The 19,480-nt window shown below is 49.6% G+C and carries 17 protein-coding genes; 10 read left to right on the forward strand and 7 right to left on the reverse strand.

Features of this window, described 5'->3' with window-relative positions; all coding sequences use genetic code 11:
• The first annotated feature begins 3 nt into the window (after window positions 1-3).
• Window positions 4-612: an energy transducer TonB gene (locus tag ACXAGR_RS21220; protein WP_474844959.1), complete on the forward strand. Its 609-nt coding sequence runs from the start codon at window positions 4-6 to the stop codon at window positions 610-612.
• Between the two features lie 5 nt (window positions 613-617).
• Entirely contained in the window at window positions 618-1,916 is a 1,299-nt protein-coding gene (locus ACXAGR_RS21225; RefSeq protein WP_474844958.1) for a tetratricopeptide repeat protein, read from the forward strand.
• Between the two features lie 6 nt (window positions 1,917-1,922).
• Here ACXAGR_RS21225 and ACXAGR_RS21230 read toward each other — a convergent pair whose 3' ends face one another.
• The gene (locus ACXAGR_RS21230) at window positions 1,923-2,063 is read right to left on the reverse strand and encodes a hypothetical protein (RefSeq protein WP_303573722.1); all 141 of its coding nucleotides are present in this window, start codon (window positions 2,061-2,063) and stop codon (window positions 1,923-1,925) included.
• A gap of 206 nt (window positions 2,064-2,269) precedes the next feature.
• Here ACXAGR_RS21230 and ACXAGR_RS21235 point away from each other — a divergent pair, with 206 nt between their 5' ends.
• Window positions 2,270-2,917 (forward strand): class I SAM-dependent methyltransferase, encoded by a 648-nt coding sequence (locus ACXAGR_RS21235; protein WP_161599091.1) that lies wholly within the window; start codon window positions 2,270-2,272, stop codon window positions 2,915-2,917.
• Between the two features lie 95 nt (window positions 2,918-3,012).
• Complete coding sequence (locus ACXAGR_RS21240; RefSeq protein WP_474844956.1) at window positions 3,013-4,119, forward strand: energy transducer TonB; 1,107 nt, start codon at window positions 3,013-3,015, stop codon at window positions 4,117-4,119.
• Window positions 4,120-4,135: 16 nt separating this feature from the next.
• Here ACXAGR_RS21240 and ACXAGR_RS21245 read toward each other — a convergent pair whose 3' ends face one another.
• The 4 genes from ACXAGR_RS21245 to ACXAGR_RS21260 all read right to left on the reverse strand — a co-directional run bounded on the left by ACXAGR_RS21245 (window position 4,136) and on the right by ACXAGR_RS21260 (window position 10,209).
• On the reverse strand, window positions 4,136-5,203 hold the full coding sequence (locus tag ACXAGR_RS21245; protein ID WP_474852392.1) for a response regulator: 1,068 nt from the start codon (window positions 5,201-5,203) through the stop codon (window positions 4,136-4,138).
• A 13-nt stretch (window positions 5,204-5,216) separates the two neighbouring features.
• On the reverse strand, window positions 5,217-8,531 hold the full coding sequence (locus ACXAGR_RS21250; RefSeq protein WP_474844954.1) for a PAS domain-containing hybrid sensor histidine kinase/response regulator: 3,315 nt from the start codon (window positions 8,529-8,531) through the stop codon (window positions 5,217-5,219).
• The gene (locus ACXAGR_RS21255) at window positions 8,531-9,673 is read right to left on the reverse strand and encodes an FIST signal transduction protein (protein ID WP_474844953.1); all 1,143 of its coding nucleotides are present in this window, start codon (window positions 9,671-9,673) and stop codon (window positions 8,531-8,533) included. Before ACXAGR_RS21255 ends, ACXAGR_RS21250 begins: the two co-directional genes overlap by 1 nt.
• 95 nt (window positions 9,674-9,768) lie before the next feature.
• The gene (locus ACXAGR_RS21260; protein ID WP_474844952.1) at window positions 9,769-10,209 is read right to left on the reverse strand and encodes a hypothetical protein; all 441 of its coding nucleotides are present in this window, start codon (window positions 10,207-10,209) and stop codon (window positions 9,769-9,771) included.
• Window positions 10,210-10,303: 94 nt separating this feature from the next.
• Here ACXAGR_RS21260 and ACXAGR_RS21265 point away from each other — a divergent pair, with 94 nt between their 5' ends.
• From ACXAGR_RS21265 to ACXAGR_RS21290, 6 genes are all read left to right on the forward strand, one after another.
• Entirely contained in the window at window positions 10,304-11,392 is a 1,089-nt protein-coding gene (locus ACXAGR_RS21265; RefSeq protein WP_474844951.1) for a PQQ-dependent sugar dehydrogenase, read from the forward strand.
• Between the two features lie 188 nt (window positions 11,393-11,580).
• Entirely contained in the window at window positions 11,581-14,193 is a 2,613-nt protein-coding gene (gene acnB / locus ACXAGR_RS21270) for a bifunctional aconitate hydratase 2/2-methylisocitrate dehydratase (protein WP_474844950.1), read from the forward strand.
• Between the two features lie 67 nt (window positions 14,194-14,260).
• Window positions 14,261-14,710: a DUF192 domain-containing protein gene (locus ACXAGR_RS21275; RefSeq protein WP_442858450.1), complete on the forward strand. Its 450-nt coding sequence runs from the start codon at window positions 14,261-14,263 to the stop codon at window positions 14,708-14,710.
• 33 nt (window positions 14,711-14,743) lie between these two features.
• The gene (gene lysC, locus ACXAGR_RS21280; protein WP_474852394.1) at window positions 14,744-16,093 is read left to right on the forward strand and encodes a lysine-sensitive aspartokinase 3; all 1,350 of its coding nucleotides are present in this window, start codon (window positions 14,744-14,746) and stop codon (window positions 16,091-16,093) included.
• A 38-nt stretch (window positions 16,094-16,131) separates the two neighbouring features.
• Window positions 16,132-16,839, forward strand: a complete 708-nt coding sequence (locus ACXAGR_RS21285; protein WP_474844949.1) for a helix-turn-helix domain-containing protein — start codon at window positions 16,132-16,134, stop codon at window positions 16,837-16,839.
• A 110-nt stretch (window positions 16,840-16,949) separates the two neighbouring features.
• On the forward strand, window positions 16,950-17,894 hold the full coding sequence (locus tag ACXAGR_RS21290) for a DMT family transporter (protein WP_474852396.1): 945 nt from the start codon (window positions 16,950-16,952) through the stop codon (window positions 17,892-17,894).
• On the opposite strand, the gene ACXAGR_RS21295 is transcribed toward ACXAGR_RS21290, so the two are convergent.
• Both ACXAGR_RS21295 and ACXAGR_RS21300 read right to left on the reverse strand, forming a co-directional pair.
• Window positions 17,848-18,453, reverse strand: coding sequence for a GGDEF domain-containing protein (locus ACXAGR_RS21295; RefSeq protein ID WP_474852398.1), 606 nt, complete (start codon window positions 18,451-18,453; stop codon window positions 17,848-17,850). The two genes, ACXAGR_RS21290 and ACXAGR_RS21295, sit on opposite strands and share 47 nt — an antisense overlap.
• Window positions 18,441-19,469, reverse strand: coding sequence for a CHASE4 domain-containing protein (locus ACXAGR_RS21300; RefSeq protein WP_474852400.1), 1,029 nt, complete (start codon window positions 19,467-19,469; stop codon window positions 18,441-18,443). The genes ACXAGR_RS21295 and ACXAGR_RS21300 overlap by 13 nt, the downstream gene beginning before the upstream one ends.
• Window positions 19,470-19,480 lie beyond the last annotated feature (11 nt).

Below are 19,480 nucleotides of genomic sequence, written 5' to 3' on the forward strand. Positions count from 1 at the left end.
GCCATGCCACGATTTATCATCGCATTTGTCATTTCGCTGGCGATTACGCTTGGCCTGTTCTTCTTGATGCAATCACTCATCAAGATGGGCGGCAGTGCGTTAACAGAGCCACCAAAAGGCAGTGTGCTTGACTTTGTGCGGGTGAAGAAAGAGGAAACGGTTGAACAAAAAGACCGTAAGCCCCGTAAGCCACCACCGCCAAAAGAGCCACCGCCGCAAATGAGTTCACCGCAAATGGATTCGCCTTCGCCTGACGCCAATGGTACATCTATGGACTTCGGTGGAGATGTTGGCGCTGACGTAGCCCTGGACGGCGGCTTAGCACTTGAATCCGGAGACGGTGAGTATCTGCCTATCGTTAAAGTTGCGCCGGTCTATCCCCGTCGTGCATTGCAGCGTGGTATCGAGGGTTTCGTTATTGTGGAGTTTACGGTAACTAAGCAAGGCACAGTGCGCGATCCGATAGTGGTAGAAGCGAACCCTTCGGGCATATTTGAGCAGGCTGCGATGGATGCCGCCATGAAGTTTAAATATAAGCCCCGTGTTGTTAACGGTGAAGCGACTGAAGTGTCCGGCGTGCAGAACCGAATCACCTTCCAGATTGACGGGTAAGTACTATGAAGAATCATTTATCCAAACGTTTGGTTTGCGCTTTTTCACTGGCCTTAAACCTGGCTGTTGTACCCGCCGTTGTTATCAGCGCGCAGGCACAGGAAGTGAAAGCCAGTGAAAAGAAAACCCGCAAAGTACCGACTTTGCGTGGCAAAGTTTACGAACAGTTAGCCCGCGCTCAGGCGGCCGGCGATGAAGGAAATATTCCTGAAGCCATTGCCATCCTGGACGAGGTGAAAGACAAAGACAGTTCGATGAACAGCTACGAAAAAGCCATGATGTATAACTTCTACGGCTTCATCTATTACAACGATGAGCAGTACGATAAAGCATTAGACAGCTTTGCGCAGGTGGTGGAGCAGCAGCCGATCCCTGAAAAGTTTGAGATGACGACCTTGTTCAGTCTTGCTCAGTTAAACCTGATGCAGGGTAACTACGACAAGAGTATTGCCTATCTTGAGCGCTGGGAAGCATTGAACGACGGCGTCGTTCCGCCTAAGAATCTGATTTTAAAAGCTCAGGCTTATTATCAGAATAAGGAGTACGCTAAAGCCGAACCGTTCATCACTAAAGCGATTGCCGATCATGAAGCTGAAGGCATGCTCCCTGATGAGAACTGGCTGATTCTGCAGCGGGCCATTTACTATGAACTTAAGCAACCTGAAAAGGTGAAGAATGTTCTGGTTAAACTGGTGAAGTTGTTTGACGAGCCCAAGTACTGGATCCAGCTTGCCGGCATGTACGGTGAACTGGGTGAAGAACGCAAGCAACTGGCAATCATGGAATCAGCTTATCAGCAAGGTTACGTGGAATCGTCTGCCGACATCTTCAACCTGGCACAGCTTTATTACTATCACAAAGTCCCCTATAAAGGTGCTTTGCTGATGGAACAGGCGATGAAAGACGGTACGCTGGAAAAGAACCTGCGTAACTTACGTTTCCTTGGCCAGAGCTGGACCCTTGCCAAAGAGCAGGATAAAGCCATTCCGGTGATGCAGTCTGCCGCTGAATTGTCAGAAGACGGTGAACTGGATGCCCAGCTCGCACAGGTATTGCTGAATGCTGAGCGCTGGGATGATGCCATTACCGCTGCTGACCATGCTATTGAAAAAGGTCAGTTACGGAATCCGGGTATTGTGTATCTGATTAAAGGCATGGCGCTGTACAACAATAAGCAGTACGCCAAAGCACTGGATCAGCTTGCTGAAGCTGAAAAGCATCAGAAGAGCAAAGCAATGGCACAGCAGTGGAAGCGCTTTGTACAGTCTGAAAAGACTCAACAGGAAGCGATGGCTGAAATTTGATAAGTGTTAAATGCTAAGCCCTTTGCCTGCCTGATGGGCACAAAGAGGCCGGTTTTCCTGGTAAAAAAGGGATAACCGGCCTTTTTTATGTTTGTAAGATGTCATTTTACTTTCATTTACATAGCGCATGTCAGCGACTATGCTCATGGCTCGTGATTCCGGCTGTCCGGCATAGTATTTACTCTGCGTATTGCGGATTCATTCCTATGTATATGTTTGGTATACGTAGTTTTTTCTCCACCTGATGTATAGTTTTGTAAAGCGTGGATAGTAGCCCGTGTTCGTTAGCCGGGCTGTCTGTCGTCATGATAGCTGAATATGAACGGCAGTTTTTTGAAAGAGGGCATTTTGTCATGTCAGATGAAAGTATCATTAATGAAAACAGTTATAACCTGACGCCGATGCTTTATGACGTCCGTGGTTTTTTTATTCTGACCCTGGCGTACCGCAATACCTTATCTTCCCAGGTCCGTTTTTTTGCCGAAAACCTTAAAGGTAAGCATCTTGAATGTGCTATCGGTACCGGTACATTCACCCAAATTTGCATGAAACATGCGCGAAAAAAACAGAAAGATCAGCCGTTTTCACTGGTAGGCGTAGATTATTCCAAAGCCCTGATGGGGGGGGCAAGGAAGAAGCTGAAAGGGGCAGAGCTGGCCATCGAAGATCTGAGAAATATGAGCTTTGAGGACGAAACGTTCGATACTGCGAACCTGCCAAATGGTTATCACACCATTGGCGGGATTGAAAAAGCCATGCATGAAATTGTCAGAGTGCTGAAAAAAGGCGGTACCCTCTACATGAACGTGCTGCTGTACCCCGGTGAAGGGTTTATGAATAAAATCAGTACGAAGGTGAACGATTACGGACAATCTATTGGTATCCTTAACCGTCCTTACACACGGGAAGAAGTGCTGGCCAGTTTACCTGAATTCGGACTGCGTCTTGACAGTGAGCACATCAGCCAGAACTGTATTTTCCTGAAAACCACAAAAATCTGATATTTCCTCACAACAAGCCCGGCCAGCAAGCCGGGTTTGCTTTTACTGCATCATTTCACTACAGTGAAAACTCACTAATGAACAAGGATGCTGTCATGAGTGGTCTTAAACGACTCGCACAAATCACACTTTTCTCTTCTTTGCTTTCAATGTCTGCTGCGGCTGATGAATTCAGTGAGGTCTACCGTGCGTTTAAGGAGGCGGTGGAAAAAGATGACATCGTACTGAGTACGGCGCTGGCGAAACAAGCCTGGCAACTGGGTCAGCAAAAATACGGTGCTGACAGCGAAAATGCGGTGAAGCTCAGGCATTCGTACGCCAATATGCTCGCACAGCAGGATTATGTGGATGAGGCTGTCAGCCAGTTCAAAGCTGTACTGGAGCAATATGATTCGCTGTATGACGAAAATTCCCCTGCGTTACTGAATATGCACATCGATATCCTCAGTGCAGTAAATAAGCTTAAGGGCATGGATAAAGCTAAGGTCAGCTTTTCACAACGGCTGAGTCGTTACATCATTCTCAACATGGACGACATCCAGTTTGAAGATGACGCTCAGAAGGTTACGACGCATTACCTTGCTGCCACAGTAGTTATCAATTCAATCTTAGGAGTGACCAACAACGCAATATTGCGTTTCTATAAAGACAACCTGAGTATCGTCGATGGCTTTTGGGGGGATAAAGATTTACGGACCCTGGAATCCCGCTTATTACTGGCACTGGTCTACGAACGCTTTAATCATTCTTCTAAGGCCATCGGGAACTATGAAGTCGTTGCTGATACCTTCGACAGTAATCTTGATTTCTCCCATCCGTATGCACTGAATGCCCATGCGAAACTGGTCGGGTTGTATGAGAAGAAAGGAGAGTCAGATAAGGCTACAGAGCACTGCCGGGCGATTGGAAAAATGAAGCCGTGGTCTGATGATCAGGAGCCCGAACCGCTTTATCGTGTAAACCCGGATTATCCGGTGTCTTATGCAAGGCGGGGCAAAGACGGCAGTGCAGTCCTGTCATTTACTATCGATGATGAAGGTTTTGTCCGTGATATTGAATTGATAGAAACTGACGGTGGCAGCATGTTTGGTACCGCAGCCATAAAGGCGCTGGAACACTGGCGTTATGCTCCCAGATTTGTCGGTGGTAATGCGGTTGCAACGAAATCGCGCATGGTCAGAATGGATTTTAAACTGGGCTGAGTAGGATTCGGCGGGGTTATTTCTCTTCCACAAATCCGGCGTAAAAGACTGATTCTTCATTCTCAGAAGAGGCATTATCCGCTTTTTCTTTAATGCTGATAATGTCATCTTTTATGGTCAGGAATTTCTCTGCCAGTGCCGGATCAAAATGATAACCTGCGTTATCGCGGATGTAGTCAAAAGCGTCGCTGATGCTCCATGCTTTTTTGTATGGTCTTATCATGGTCAGCGCGTCGAACACATCAGCGATAGCAACGATACGGCCTGACTCGGGTATATCCGTCCCTTTTAGTTCATTCGGGTAGCCAGAGCCATCCCAGCGCTCATGATGACTCACCGCCACTTCAGCAGCCAGTTTGAACAACGGTGAATGGCTGTTAGATAAGATATCGTGACCGATTTGAGCATGGGTCCGCATGATCACCATTTCTTCGTCTGTCAGCCTCCTGGGCGCTTTCAGAATGCTGTCGGGAATGCCTATTTTTCCCGTGTCATGCATAGGAGCTGCATGTTCCAGCAATCTGGCTGCTTCCACAGACCATCCCGCGGCAGTGGCCAGCCTTCTCGCATAAGCCGCCATCCGCCAGATATGCAGTCCCGTGTCGGTATCGTTATAGTGACCCGCTGCAGCAAGCATACTGATAGCACTCAACTGACTTACCTGAAGTTCTTTTGTCCGTTCCTCCACTTCCTGGCGGGTGACCCGTTGCTGATGGGCGAGTGAAATATGGGTCTTTACCCGGGCCAGCACAATGGCGGGTACAATAGGCTTGGCAATATAGTCCACTGCACCGGCGGCGAATCCGCGCTCTTCATCTTCACCTTGCCCGAGCGCCGTGACAAAAATCACCGGGATGGAGGCCGTGGCCGGATCCGCTTTCAATCTCCGGCACACTTCCAGACCATCCAGATGGGGCATCATGACATCAAGCAAAATAAGATCGGGCGGGGCTTTACTGACAATTTTCAGTGCAATTTCCCCCGACGGTGCCACCTTTACCTGATATTGATGGAGCAGTATATCTTTGAGAATATCAATGTTTGCCGGTTCGTCATCAACGATTAAAACACTAAACGCTTTCACATTACGCCCACAATTATTGCCCGTTTACTAATGGCTGCAAGAGCACAGCCGCAGCTTCAAAATCGTATTGAGATACTTTCTGTATTGCCTGTTGCAGCACCCAGCGATGGGGAGACTGCTGATGTTCACTATAGAGTTGTTGCAGGTTGTCCGATGCTTTTGCATCGTAGTCTTCCAGTAAGTTTAGTATAAATTGAACTTGTGACGTGAAATCCTGTTCATTTTCTTGTTTTTCCTCAACATTGCTCAGTGCGTCCAGACTGGCGACGACTTTCTTCAGCGTCATATCCAGCTCTCCGGCAAGTTTGGGAATGGCGGCCTGAACCAGTTCAGCGGGAGTATCCTGCTGCAGCAATGCGCCGAGCATTTTCTTCAGTGGCTTCGCGCCAATCGTTGAGGCATCTTTTCTGATCCCTGCAAGAATTTCCACCGGCACTGATGACTGTTGCTGCAAACCTTCAACAAGGAAGTCAAAGGGGGTATTTCCGCTGACACTGTATTTCCGGTAAAAACTCTGAAGCAGTGACGCATAGGGATCTTTTATGCCGTCGAAGTCATCGCCGGCGTGTTCTGCTTCGCCGGTATAAATCATGTAGTTATCGAGAGTACGGAGCAGATCATCATTACTTACCGGCTTGGTGAGCAAGGCACACATTCCGGAATCACTGATTAAATCTTCAATGGCAGAGGCATCTTCTGTGGAAGTACAGATAATCGGGGTGGTCAGGCTGTTACCAAATACAAGACTTTCAGCCACTTCCCAGCCGGGAATGTCGGGTAATTTATTGTTCAGAATAATGGCGTCAAAGGTCAGTTGTTTACACAAGGTGATACAGTCTGCACCGGAAGAGACACTGGTGGCTTTAATACCGGCAGAATTAAGTTGTTGGGACATAACGGTCTGACTGATGTCGTCGCTGTCAGCTATCAGTACGTGTTTGCCGCTTAGCCTGCGCTCAACCAGGCCAATGTCGTCCAGTGAAGTGAAACCTGTTTGAGTGTCCTTAAGCATTGCTCCCTGATTGAGGAAGTCGTGCATAGAACGCTGGGTAAACGGAAGTTGCATCACGGCGGCATCAGACAATCCGTGACTCACCAGAAGATGACGCATCTCCTCCTGATTGCCCGGGGTGAGGATGCGCAGGTGAGAATAATCCAGTTGTTTCGAGCGGAATGCCTCAGCAAGTTGTTTCATCCGCTCTTCCGTAATTTTATCTGCAACCACCAGCAGGTGGGTGGTTTGTTCCGGCAGAGATTCAGCACGGTGAGTTGTGCAGTGTTCATGAGGAACCATCAGCGTCGATAACGTTTTTTCCACCAGTCCCACTACCGGTAAAAGGGCATCGTTCAGACAGCAGAGTGTAAGAAACTGATGTGCACCTAAAGGCGGCATTGTATTGCTGGTTCCGGCCAGAGGTAACAACAGTTCAATATTGAACTTACTACCTTCACCGGGTGCGCTTTCAACCGAAATGGTGCCGTTCATCTGTTCGACCAGGTGGCGCGTAATACTCATGCCCAGACCGGTGCCGCCGTATTGTCTGGATATAGACGCGTCGGCCTGAGTAAAGGGGTCAAACAGCTTTTGTTGATGGGCATCACTGAGACCTATACCGGTATCTGTAACGCTTAATTTAACCGATACCTGTTGTCCCTGACGGGGTTGTAATTCAACCGACACAATAATTTGACCCTGCCGGGTGAATTTGACGGCATTACTGACCAGGTTATTAAAAATCTGCATCAGGCGGTTTTCATCGCCCAGCAGGGGCAGACTCATATCGCCGCCCATATCAAAAAGCAGTAATAACCCTTTGCTGACAGCTCTGTCCTGAAACAAATTCGACACTTTCTCCAGTAAATCATCGAAGATGAATGGCTGAATATCTAAATCCAGCTTACCCGCTTCAATTTTTGAATAGTCCAGAATGTCGTTAATGATGCCCAGCAGAGTGTTGGCACTGTTGGTGGCCTTTTGCAGATAATCTTTCTGTTGAGTACTAAGAGACGAGTTCAGCACCAGATGAGTAAGGCCCAGTACGGCATTAAGCGGCGTACGGATTTCGTGACTCATGTTTGCGAGAAATTCACTTTTCGCGTTATTTGCCCGCTCAGCCTGAGAGAAGGCGTCCCGCATGGCTTGCTCAATATTCTTACGTTCGCTGATATTCCTGAACACACCGACGTGTCCCCGTATGTTACCCCTGTCATCCTCCAGTGGCACGGCAGTGATAGATACCGGAAACATAAGCCCGTTCTTATGGGTGAAATAAGTTTCTTCAGAGAAATAGATTTCACCTTTCTTAATGGTTTGAATAAGAGGGCTTTGCTGTACCGGAATGAACTTTTTATCCGGTGACTGGAACTGCACGGTGTCGTGGAAACGTCTGTTTTTCAGTCCATCCATAGTCCAGCCGAGCAGACGACTGGCCTCCGGATTAAGAAATTCAATAGTACCGCTGCGGTCAACTGCGAAAATGCCCTCACCGATAGAGTCGGTAATACTCTGATAAAAACGCTGACTGTCGGATATACGTTCCTCCAGCAGTTTCTGATGGGTAATGTCTGTCATGATGGCGACGTACCGCTCCGCTTGCCCGGTATTGCCTTCGATTGGCACAATGGTGGAGGACACCCAGAATGTCTCGCCGTTTTTTCTCAGATTGTGCACTTCGCCGTGCCACACCTCGCCAGCCCGCACCGCGCGCCAGATTGGTGTATAGAAACTTTCATCGTGATAACCGCTGCGGATAATTTCGAGGCTTTTGCCGTTAAGCTCCTTCTCCTCATAGCCTGAAATCTCACAGAACTTACTGTTGGCGAAGAGGATTTGCTTTTCATTATCCACCACCACAATAATCGCATGCTGGTCGATGGCACGGCGCTGAACTTCTACTTCATGCAGTGCTTCATTACGTTCTCTGGCGAGGTCAGCCATCAGCTCTGCCAGTCCGTTCAGTGAGTCTGTATCTTCTGATAATTCCGGCTTGGACAGGCCTTTCAGCAAGTCATTTGCCGCTATTTTCAGTTCCCGTACCGCCTGCTTTTGCTTAACCGCATCACGGCGGGCCAGCTCCAGTGATTCAGTGAGTTCCTGAGAGCTTAAGCGGATACTGCGGTCGCGGATTTCCATGTCTCTTTCATGGGATTTGTAACTGCTGTCGACCCTGTCGACGAAAGGCATCAGACCTTGTAATAACGTCTGAACTGCCGGTGGCAGTGAATCGTCAAGGGCATGCTCCAGCAGCGTATCAAGCCATTGTTCAGCCTCTTCAATGGTCTGAAAGCCCATGGTTTTCTTGATTTGTCTGAACAGCAGCCTGTGCATCAGTCCGTCGTTCCGAAAAGCGTGACAATCATTGTCTGGTTATGCAATTTGCAGGGGCCCGGGGCCGTGAGGGGGCCAAACTCGCCGTTTGAATAGAATCCGCAAACCGGCAGGTCCTGCCCGAGCGCACTGGTGATGGCCTCTACTTCTTCTTCCACCTGATCACCCATGACAATTTTGCGGGCAAGACAACTGACTACCAGCGCAAAAGCCGGCTTAAACTGATTTTCAACACTGAGACTGAAGGACTGCGCTGCATCTTCCACACCGCTTATCAAATCATTTGTGGAAGCATGCATGAGTCTGAGATAGGCACCCTGTTCAATCTTTCCTCCCAAAATCAGGCTGCCGTCTGATTCGTCGACATCATAGAGAGCGCGGAGCAATCCGGAAGGCTCGTCGTAGCTGTCCATCATCTCCAGGGGGAAAAGCAGCCCTGATACGGGCAGGCGACTGGCTGAACGGCCCAGGTATTTTTTGTAAATATCCAGAGCCGGTGTGCCGTCCAGTTCATACAAAATGTTATTTTCACTGCGGGTAACCTGACGGATCGGACCGAAAGACTGCCACCCTCCGATAACGGCCTGGCTGACGGCAAGATTGTCTCCGTAGAGCCCGGCTGCAACCACATCATGATCACTGATCCCTTGCGGAGAGAGTGTAAAGGTCTGCACATAACTGGCGTTGTCACCGGCCATGCCGCCACTTATCAGCAAATCTGTCCCGAGCACATGGTGTAAGCCGTCGAACATTTCACCGGGTACGAAGTCGATTCCGCGGGTAAAAATAATAACGGCTTTTAGGTCGTCGCCACGAAGCGATTCGCCAAGGGCTTTACCGCAGTTAAAATAATCTTCTTCATGCACCTGACTGACGGCAATGCGGGCAAATCCTTTACCCTTAAGATCGATGCGGGTGAAAACTGCGCTCTGTTCGCGCACATCGCCGGCGGTAATTTCTCCGCTGGTACCACAACCTGCCACCGGTATGCCCGAGGCGATGATGTCAGTGAGCAAAGATGATGAGGAGAAAAATGCAGGGCTTGCGAATACCAGCAGTAAATCGCAGGGCGCTTTAATTGCCTGCAAAATAGCATCATCTTCCGTTTGGGTACTGCGAATAATATGTTGGGTAACTTCCATTCCGCAACATCCGTGGCTAACATAAAAAATATAAGATAAATCTAGCGCGACCTTACAGGTAACGCCATAAATTTACTGAAATTTAATGCGCAGGATCAACCGGGACGGAATATTCGCAGGAAGACAAGTCCGCCAAGACAACCCGCCAGACATTGTAAAGCCAGGCCGGCAGCAGAACGGGCGCCGGCGATAAGTGTGACATGCATTACCGGATACATGGCCATCAACAGCACCAGCATCGCCACGCCACCGGCCAGCGGCAGCAGCCACCTCCGACGGGTGAAGTTTCCTGTCAGCCAGCCGCACAGGGAGAAAGCGATAAACAGGGCGGCGGCCGTGGCAGAACCATACACAGGTAACAGACCAAAGATATCTTCGAATGTTGTTTGTAACCAGAGCGGGAGAGGAATGACTACGTCTAACCGGAGCAACTCAAGCAGTACCATTTGCGTATGGAAAACGCTTGCCAGGCAGTAACAAAGCAGCCAGGCGGGGAAAAAAGCCAGTGAAAACGATTTTGCAGTTGCTAACGGCATGTTGTTCAGACGATTTTTCGATGTATAGTGCGAAACTGATTTACCGCATCTTTTCACGCCATGCTACAGATCACAAGAGGAACGATACAATTCCATGTTTAAAAACACGCTCGTTGCTATCACTCTGACCATCTTTGCTTTGCCCGCATTTTCTGAAGACATTCGTTATCAGGCAAAGCGTATTGCACCATGGACATTACACTATCCCAAAGCGCTGGAATCTTTGCCTGATGGCAGGTTACTGGTCACTGAGCGTGAAGGCAATGTGGTGATCCTCGGGGGAGAATCCCGGCTGGTCAGGGTACCGCTGGCATTGCCCGACCTGTACGTAGCCGGGCAGGGGGGGCTGCTGGATATTGCGCTGGCGCAGGACTTCGACTTGTCCGGACGTATCATGCTGACATTTTCTCAGGGAACGGAAACGGCGAATCATCTGGCAGTGGCCACAGCAACGCTTCAGAACGATACCATTACCGGTATCAACGTCGTGTTTACAGTATCACCGGATAAAGACACGCCGGTTCATTATGGTGGCCGTCTGGCAGTGCTGAATGACGGCACCTGGCTGGTGTCATCCGGTGACGGTTTTGATTACCGTGAGCATGCACAGCGGACTGACAGTCAACTGGGGAAAATTCTGCGAATCCGCGAGGATGGCGCTGCGCCGCTTGATAATCCTTTTTATGACACTGCGCCCTATATTTATTCAACGGGCCACCGCAATCCTCAGGGACTGGCTATCGATGAAGAAGCCGCAGTCATCTATGAACACGAACATGGTCCCGACGGAGGCGATGAGATAAACATACTCCGCCCGGGACTCAATTATGGCTGGCCGGTAGCGACATCAGGCAGAGACTATTCCGGTGCCCGTATTTCACCATTTACAGAATATGCCGGCATGGAGTCTCCGCTGGTTGACTGGACTCCTTCTGTTGCGCCGTCTGCCATGGTTTTTTATAACAGTGATCTGTTTCCGGGTTTGAAAGGCCAGTTGCTGGTGACTACGCTGAAAGACCAGTCCGTCATCGCTGTGGATATGTCAACCACGCCTCCCCGCAAAACAAAATTGTTTGCTACTATTAATCAGCGTTTGCGGGACATTGAAATTGATCGTAAAGGCGCAATCTATGTACTAACCGATGGTGAAAACGCCACCGTTTTGCGAATTGCACCCCTCTGAATCTAATAATCATTATTTTTGTAGCTCCATATATTTATAAGTTTTGTGAATGGTGGTAACAGGCGTAACAAGGGTGCAGTCCGGTGTTATTTTATACTGTGCGCCGATATAATTCCGGCGTCGATAACGTGTAGTCAGGCTCAGGACCGTTGAATCCTTCCAGCCTGAGTAACAAGGAGGAAGCAATCGTGTTAAGTGAATATCGTAAACATGTTGAAGAACGTGCTGCTCAGGGCATCCCCCCTAAACCCCTGAATCCGGAGCAGGTTGCCGGTCTGGTCGACTTACTGAAAAATCCGCCTGCTGGTGAAGAAGAGACGTTATTAGAACTCATTTCTGAGCGTGTTCCTCCGGGCGTTGACGAAGCAGCTTACGTTAAGGCCGGTTTTCTGAGTGCCATTGCGAAAGGCGAAGACAGCTGTCCCCTTATTGATAAAGAAAAAGCGGTTGAACTGCTGGGTAACATGCACGGCGGTTATAACATCGCTACACTGGTAGAGCTGCTTGATGATAAAGAACTGGCTCCGCTGGCGGCGAAAGAACTTAAACATACCTTGCTGATGTTTGATGCTTTCCATGATGTGGATGAAAAGCGTAAAGCGGGCAATGAATATGCTGCTGATGTGATGACATCATGGGCAGAAGGCGAGTGGTTTACTGGCCGTAAACAAATGGAGGACAAGATCACTTACTCTGTCTTCAAAGTTACCGGCGAAACCAATACTGACGACCTTTCTCCGGCCCCGGATGCATGGTCACGACCTGATATCCCTTTGCATGCCCTTGCGGCTTATAAAATGACCCGTGACGGTCTTGAACCGGAAGAGCACGGCGTGAAAGGCCCGATGAAGCAAATCGAAGAGGTAAAAGCCAAAGGTTATCCGGTCGCTTTCGTCGGTGACGTTGTGGGTACCGGCTCCTCACGTAAGTCAGCCACCAACTCTGTTTTGTGGTTCTTCGGTGAAGATCTGCCGGGTGTGCCTAACAAGCGCGGTGGTGGTGTCTGTATCGGTTCTAAAGTAGCACCAATCTTCTTCAATACCATGGAAGATGCCGGCGCACTGGTATTCGAAGCCGATGTAGAAAAAATGAATATGGGTGATGTTATCGACATCTATCCCTTCGAAGGCAAAATCACTAATCACGAAACCGGCGAAGTGCTGGCAGAGTACAGCTACAAATCTAAGGTAATTCTGGATGAGGTACGTGCCGGTGGCCGTATTAACCTCATCATCGGTCGCGGTTTGACTGAGCGTGCCCGCGAAGCGCTGGGTATGGGGCCTTCTGATCTGTTCCGTAAGCCGGAGCAACCAGCAGACACAGGTAAAGGCTTCTCCCTTGCACAGAAAATGGTTGGCAAAGCTTGTGGCGTGGAAGGTATCCGTCCGGGTACTTACTGCGAACCCAAAATGACCACTGTGGGTTCTCAGGATACTACAGGCCCGATGACCCGTGACGAACTGAAAGACCTGGCCTGTCTTGGCTTCACGGCGGACCTGACCATGCAGTCTTTCTGTCACACCGCGGCTTATCCTAAGCCGGTAGACATCGAAACTCAGCACACCCTGCCTGACTTTATCATGAATCGCGGTGGTGTCTCCCTGCGTCCCGGTGACGGTATCATTCATAGCTGGCTGAACCGTATGCTTCTGCCTGACACTGTCGGTACCGGCGGCGACTCGCACACCCGTTTTCCTCTGGGAATTTCCTTCCCTGCGGGTTCCGGTCTGGTTGCTTTTGCTGCGGCTACCGGTGTGATGCCGCTGGATATGCCTGAGTCAATCCTGGTTCGTTTCAAAGGCGAGCGTCAGCCTGGTATCACTCTGCGCGACCTGGTACACGCGATTCCTCTTTACGGTATCAAGCAGGGCCTGCTGACGGTAGAGAAGAAAGGTAAGATTAACGCATTCTCCGGCCGCATCCTTGAGATTGAAGGTCTGGAAGACTTAACGGTAGAACAGGCCTTTGAACTGTCTGATGCCTCTGCAGAACGTTCTGCTGCCGGTTGTACTATCAACCTGTCTGAAGAGTCTATCGCTGAGTACCTGAAGTCTAACATCACCATGCTGCGCTGGATGATCAACGAAGGTTATGGCGATCCCCGTACGCTTGAGCGTCGTGCGCTGAAGATGGAAGAGTGGCTGGCGTCACCTTCTCTGATGCGTGCTGACGCAGATGCTGAATACGCAGAAGTGATTGAAATCGACCTGTCAGAAATCAAAGAACCCATCGTGTGCTGCCCGAACGACCCGGACGATGCGAAAACACTGTCTGAAGTTGCCGGCGACAAGGTGGACGAAGTATTCATCGGTTCCTGCATGACCAACATCGGACACTTCCGTGCCGCTGGTAAACTGCTGGAGCAGTACAACAAAACCATTCCAACCCGCCTGTGGATTTCTCCGCCCACTAAGATGGATAAAGCCCAGTTGATGGAGGAAGGTTATTACAACATTTACGGCCGCGTGGGTGTTCGTACCGAAATGCCCGGCTGTTCACTGTGTATGGGTAACCAGGCACGTGTTGATGCCGGTGCCACGGTACTGTCTACATCGACCCGTAACTTCCCTAACCGTCTTGGTGATGGCGCCAACGTATACCTGACTTCTGCTGAACTGGCAGCTGTCGGGGCGATTGTTGGCAGGATTCCCACGGCGGCAGAATACATGGAATATGCCGGTAAAATCGACTCCATGGCAGCCGATGTATACCGCTATCTGAACTTCGATAAGATGGAAAGCTTTAAGAAAGCAGAAGAGGATGCAAAGGCTAAGATCATTCCGACATTGAATGTTGCCTGACTTGAGTTATAAACTATCGGGCCGGGTACCTCAGGGACCCGGCTTTTTTTGTCTTTGCAAGGAAGAAATAATGAAATCATTCATGGTGCTGAGAAATTGCCTGCTTATCTTGTGTGTTGCCCTTGCTGCATGTCAGAGTGCTGCGCAGGAGCCGGTTGAATTTGACACTGCCGCCATTGAAGTGGCAGGTAAGTCGCTGCCGGTGGAGTTTGCAAACACACCAGAGCAACGGGCACGTGGCCTCATGTATCGCCAGTCTCTATGCGAAGATTGTGGCATGCTGTTCAGGTTTGTGCCGGTGAGGCAAGCCAGTATGTGGATGAAAAATACATTTGTACCGCTGGATGTGGCATTTATCGACGGGAATGGCGTGATTACAGATATAAAACCGCTGATGCCGCATGACTTAACGTCTGTGGGAGCATCGAAAGCGGTGATGTACGCGCTGGAAATGAATCAAGGGTGGTTTGCGGCAAATAATGTTCGTGTCGGCGACCACATTAGTATCAAAATTTAACACATCAACGTGTTGGGAAAACCGGAGAATACCGTGACGAATCCTCTTAATATCGCCAAATTTGGTGGTACGAGTGTTGCTACTTATCAGGCTATGCAAAACTGCGCCAGAATCGTGGCTGGCAATGAAGCGACACGCATTGTTGTCGTCAGTGCTCAGGCAGGCGTAACAAATCACCTTGTCAGCATTGCGCACACAGCGCTGACCAGCGAGCAAATTAAGGACACCTGCCAGGCTATCATCGACATCGAAATGGCTGTGCTGGCACAAATTAAAAACAAAGATTCGGTCAGTGACAAACTGGAAGACTTGTTTGAAGAACTTCGCGGTCTGGCGAATCATGAAGAAATTTTGCACCGCGACGATTTAAAAGATCAGCTGCTCTCTATGGGCGAACGTATGTCGTCGTTGTTGTTCAGTGCGGTTCTGGCAGAACAGTCGGCGGCTACTCTGAACTTTGATGTGCGTAAAGTACTGCGTACTGACAGTGAATTCGGGGAAGCGGTTCCGCAACTGGAAGACATTGAGCAGTTAGCTGAACAACTGCTGCGCCCGGAAATTAAAGACGCAATCGTAGTGACTCAGGGATTTGTCGGTGCCAACGAAGAAGGCAAAACAACCACATTGGGTCGCGGAGGCTCAGATTTCACGGCTGCCTTACTGGCTGAAGCACTGAAAGCTGATACCTGCGAAATCTGGACCGATGTAACGGGGGTTTACACCACGGATCCCCGTATTGTTTCTGCAGCCTATCCGTTACCTGAACTGAGCTTTGAAGAAGCGGCAGAGATGGCCACATTCGGTGCCAAAGTTCTTCACCCGGCCACTATGGAACCGGCGCTGCGTAAAGATATCAAAGTGTTCGTGGGTTCCAGTAAAGAGCCTGAAAAAGGCGGCACATGGATCATGCGCGACTGCGAAGTTGAGCCTCCGTACCGTGCGATCACCCGCCGTAAAGAGCAGGTGATGGTAACGGTTAAAACGCCGAAGATGATGTATGCTCAGGGCTTCCTGCAACAGGTTTTTGCTATTATTGCCAAGCATAAACTCAGCGTAGATCTGGTAACGACTTCAGAAATTTCTGTGTCATTCACGCTGGATAACCCGGCTAACTCTGTAGCATCCCGTTTGAATAAAGAGACCATTGCAGAGCTGGAAACGATTTGTGATGTCACCGTTGAGAAAGGTTTCGATCTGGTTACTGTGGTCGGCAATCACATGCAAACAGCGAAAGGTGTATCCAGCCGTATTTTCGCGGCTGTACATGATTACAATTTGCGGATGATTTGCTTCGGCGCAAACCCCCACAATTTGTCGTTCCTGGTGAACGAAGAGAACAGCACTGACATCGTGCAGAAACTGCATAAAGAGTTGTTTGAATAATAAGAGGAGGGCAGTCATCAGACTGCCCTTTTTAATGCATGCCTGATTCCCTTTCAATCCGTTCTTACAGCAAGCAAACAACGGGTCACAGTCACGACTTTCATCAGCTCGTGCTGCCCCTCAGTGGTGTTATCAATATTGCCGCAGGGGATATAAAGGGGAAGGTCGCGCCCGGTGAATGTGTAGTAATCCGGCGTAACACCCTGCACATATTTACTGCCGAAGAACAGGCCCGTTTTGTTGTGGCAGACTTGTGTCAGTTACCTGATAACCTCTCAGACGCAGTAGCCAGTGTTTTTGCTGTCAGTAAGCCCATGACATCCCTTTTATCTTTTATCGCAACTCAGCTTGAACGCAGGGTCAGCTGCGAGGTGGAAACACTGATGCTGCAAACTTTTCTGGCAGTGCTTGCAGAACAGGAGCTGGGTGTTGCACTAGACCCGCGGATCAGGAATGTGGTGGAGTTTATTGAAATCCGGCTCAGTGAGTCTCTCACCATTGAGGAATTGGCTTCTGTGGCGTGCATGAGCGCGACCCAGTTCAAAAAGATTTTCAGGGCACAAACGGGGAAAACGCCGGCACGGTATATCACGGCATTAAGAATGGAGAAGGCGAGAGCACTGCTTATTCATACCGATATGCCGGTACAGCGGGTGGCTGAAGAAGCCGGTTATCAGGACCTTTCTGCCTTCAGCCGTCGTTTCTCTGCCTATTTCGGACTTCCCCCGTCTAAAATGCTGCAATAATAAATGCCTTTAATTGCGTCTTTGCAACACCATGAAGCGTCCTTTCAGCAAAGTGCTCTTCAATTCGCCTGTTTATACTGTCTTTAAATTCATCACTCATTAAATTTTTCATGTCTGAACAGCAACACCTCTTCCGCTGCGTGCTGGCTATAATCATCGCCAGTTTTTTATGGGGAACCACAGGGACCGCCGCCAGCTTTGCGCCGGATGTCAGCCCCCTCGCCATTGGCGCTGTGGCAACGGGTGGTGGCGGTTTTCTGATGCTGTTGAAATCCTCCGGTCCGCTGCTCAGGCAACGGGGTTTATTGTTTTCTCAGTTTAAATACGTTTTCTGGGGAGGCCTTAGCGTGGCCGTCTATCCACTGGCCTTTTACTCTTCAATGCGTCTGGCCGGCGTCGCCATCGGTACAGTCATATCCATTGCCAGTGCTCCGTGCTTCGCAGTCTTAATGGAGCGGTTTATTAACGGCAGGCCTGTAAAGGCAAAATGGATGCTGAGTTTTTTGCTCGGGTTTGCCGGGATCTTGTGCCTGGTCATGGCTAAGCCACACGCTGAAACTGCTGTAGCCGGTGATCAACGGGAATGGGGAATTCTGCTCGGATTGTTGGCAGGCTTAACCTATGCCGCCTACTCATGGACGGGTAAAAGTATGATAGTCAACGGCGTGCGTTCAGATGTTGCCATGGCAGTTCAATTTGGTGTTGCTTCCTGTCTTCTGCTGCCCTCATTGTTCTTTACCGGAGATAATCTGCTCGCTTCTTCCGGTAATATTACGGTTGCCCTGTATATGGCTTTTATCCCTATGTTTGGCGGCTATCTGTTGTTCGGATACGGATTACAAAAAATAGATGCAAGTATTGCCACGCTGATCACGCTGCTTGAGCCGGTGGTCGCCACATTATTGGCTGTGTGGATGTTGTCTGAACGGTTTTCACTGACCGGATGGGTGGGCATTGGACTTATTGCGGGTTGTATTTCTGTGCAGATGATAAAGGGCGGACGGAAAGCTAAGCGCCGCCGGCACGCAGAGGTGCTTCAGTCTGATCCTCAGTAATAAAGCAGTCCCGTCCCGATGACTTCGCTCTGTACAGGGCGTCGTCTGCTTTCTTAAGCAACTTTTCCGGTAGCAGGGGTTCCCCCTCTGTTTGCCAGGCAATACCGGCAGACACAGTGATTATGTGCTTACTGTCATCTCTGCTTTCATGGGGAATATTTCCCAGTCTGATCTCGTTCAGTAAGGTTTCTGCAACCTTGACAGCTCCCTGCGCAGAGGTTTGCTGAAGCACGATAAGAAATTCTTCTCCGCCGTAACGGACAACGATATCTGTGCCGGTGCGTGTATTTTTACGTAGTAACGCGGCAACCTGTTTTAATACTTTGTCACCGCCTGCGTGGCCATAGTGGTCGTTATAACGCTTGAAATAATCTACATCGGCCAGGATAACGGCAATACTCCCGCCTCCTGCTCTGACCGGCAGAGGGAGGTTTCTGAAATAACAGTCCAGGTGCCTCCGGTTCGCAAGCCCTGTCAGGGGATCGGTATTGCTGATCTTTTCCAGTTGTTTGTTATGCTGAAGAACTTCGTTGCGCTGATGATTTATCAGGGCGAACATCTCATTGAGTTTACGACCCAGCCGGAAAGCTTCATTACGGCCTCTGTATGGCGTCTACGGGAAAAGTCCCTGCTACGCATAGCGAAGCTCACGTTATCGTGAATACTGGCTATCGGCGCGATAAGTTGCCGGTTTACCCATAAATAGAACACTGCAATCACAGTCAGCGTGATCACAATGCCTGCAATGAGGCTGGCATCAAACAATGAATCATCATATTGCCTTGGTCTGGGTTGGATAGACAGAGCAAAAAGCGGAGTGTTCTGCAGACTATTGATGACCAGATACAGTCTGCCTTTAAATGGCTGTGCATGCACCGGGCTGCCGGACGCAACGTTGAGTGAAAACGCTTCAGGGTTATCAGGCAAAGTTTTTTGCGAATGAAAGATAATGTCACCTGCCATACCCGGCGTAAGTGAATCGACAAACTGTTGATCGATAAAGCGCCACAGCACCAGTGTACCGGCTGGTTCGCCATTTTCATCAGAAGGTAACACGGGATGAAAAATTGCAACCGCAGGATTCCCGGCAATGCGGGTGAAAAAAGTGTGGGCAGATGGCTGTGCCGTTGCTTCATTACCAGCTCTGTTCAGATTCAATTTTGTAGAAGATGACAGGTTCTCCGGCACTAGTTCTGTGCCGTCGTCACGATAACTTCTGCCACTGATTAATTCACCGCTACTGTCATAAAGATACCAGCCATTGATATGAATACGCCGGTAGGATTCGGGGATAAGATAATTTTCTTCAAACCAGTCACTGTCTCTGTTCATGGCGGCGTTATACATTGCATCCCATACGGCACTGTCGTAGACCAGTTTGTGCAGGGACTCCAGTTCCTGCCGAACCTGAGAGGCAACCCTTTCAAGGTCCTGACGATCCCCCTCCTGCGCCATCGTTTCAAATACTGGCAGGATGTAGTAATAGCGGATCAACGCTTGAGCAGTGAGAATAGTCAGGCACGCCAGAAGGATGCCCAGCATAAGCTGGGTGCGCAGCGTGTTGAATTTAATCATTCGTCGGGGCA

The sequence above is a fragment of the Alteromonas sp. ABH4_457 genome, from assembly GCF_056160625.1.

Excerpts from the sequence above, each read along its gene's own strand:
- ACXAGR_RS21220 (WP_474844959.1), top strand. The coding sequence starts at position 4 with ATGCCACGATTTATCATCGCATTTGTCATTTCGCTGGCGATTACGCTT.
- ACXAGR_RS21225 (WP_474844958.1), top strand. The coding sequence starts at position 618 with ATGAAGAATCATTTATCCAAACGTTTGGTTTGCGCTTTTTCACTGGCC.
- ACXAGR_RS21230 (WP_303573722.1), bottom strand. The coding sequence starts at position 2,063 with ATGAGCATAGTCGCTGACATGCGCTATGTAAATGAAAGTAAAATGACA.
- ACXAGR_RS21235 (WP_161599091.1), top strand. The coding sequence starts at position 2,270 with ATGTCAGATGAAAGTATCATTAATGAAAACAGTTATAACCTGACGCCG.
- ACXAGR_RS21240 (WP_474844956.1), top strand. The coding sequence starts at position 3,013 with ATGAGTGGTCTTAAACGACTCGCACAAATCACACTTTTCTCTTCTTTG.
- ACXAGR_RS21250 (WP_474844954.1), bottom strand. The coding sequence starts at position 8,531 with ATGCACAGGCTGCTGTTCAGACAAATCAAGAAAACCATGGGCTTTCAG.
- ACXAGR_RS21255 (WP_474844953.1), bottom strand. The coding sequence starts at position 9,673 with ATGGAAGTTACCCAACATATTATTCGCAGTACCCAAACGGAAGATGAT.
- ACXAGR_RS21260 (WP_474844952.1), bottom strand. The coding sequence starts at position 10,209 with ATGCCGTTAGCAACTGCAAAATCGTTTTCACTGGCTTTTTTCCCCGCC.
- ACXAGR_RS21265 (WP_474844951.1), top strand. The coding sequence starts at position 10,304 with ATGTTTAAAAACACGCTCGTTGCTATCACTCTGACCATCTTTGCTTTG.
- ACXAGR_RS21285 (WP_474844949.1), top strand. The coding sequence starts at position 16,132 with ATGCCTGATTCCCTTTCAATCCGTTCTTACAGCAAGCAAACAACGGGT.
- ACXAGR_RS21290 (WP_474852396.1), top strand. The coding sequence starts at position 16,950 with ATGTCTGAACAGCAACACCTCTTCCGCTGCGTGCTGGCTATAATCATC.
- ACXAGR_RS21295 (WP_474852398.1), bottom strand. The coding sequence starts at position 18,453 with ATGTTCGCCCTGATAAATCATCAGCGCAACGAAGTTCTTCAGCATAAC.
- ACXAGR_RS21300 (WP_474852400.1), bottom strand. The coding sequence starts at position 19,469 with ATGATTAAATTCAACACGCTGCGCACCCAGCTTATGCTGGGCATCCTT.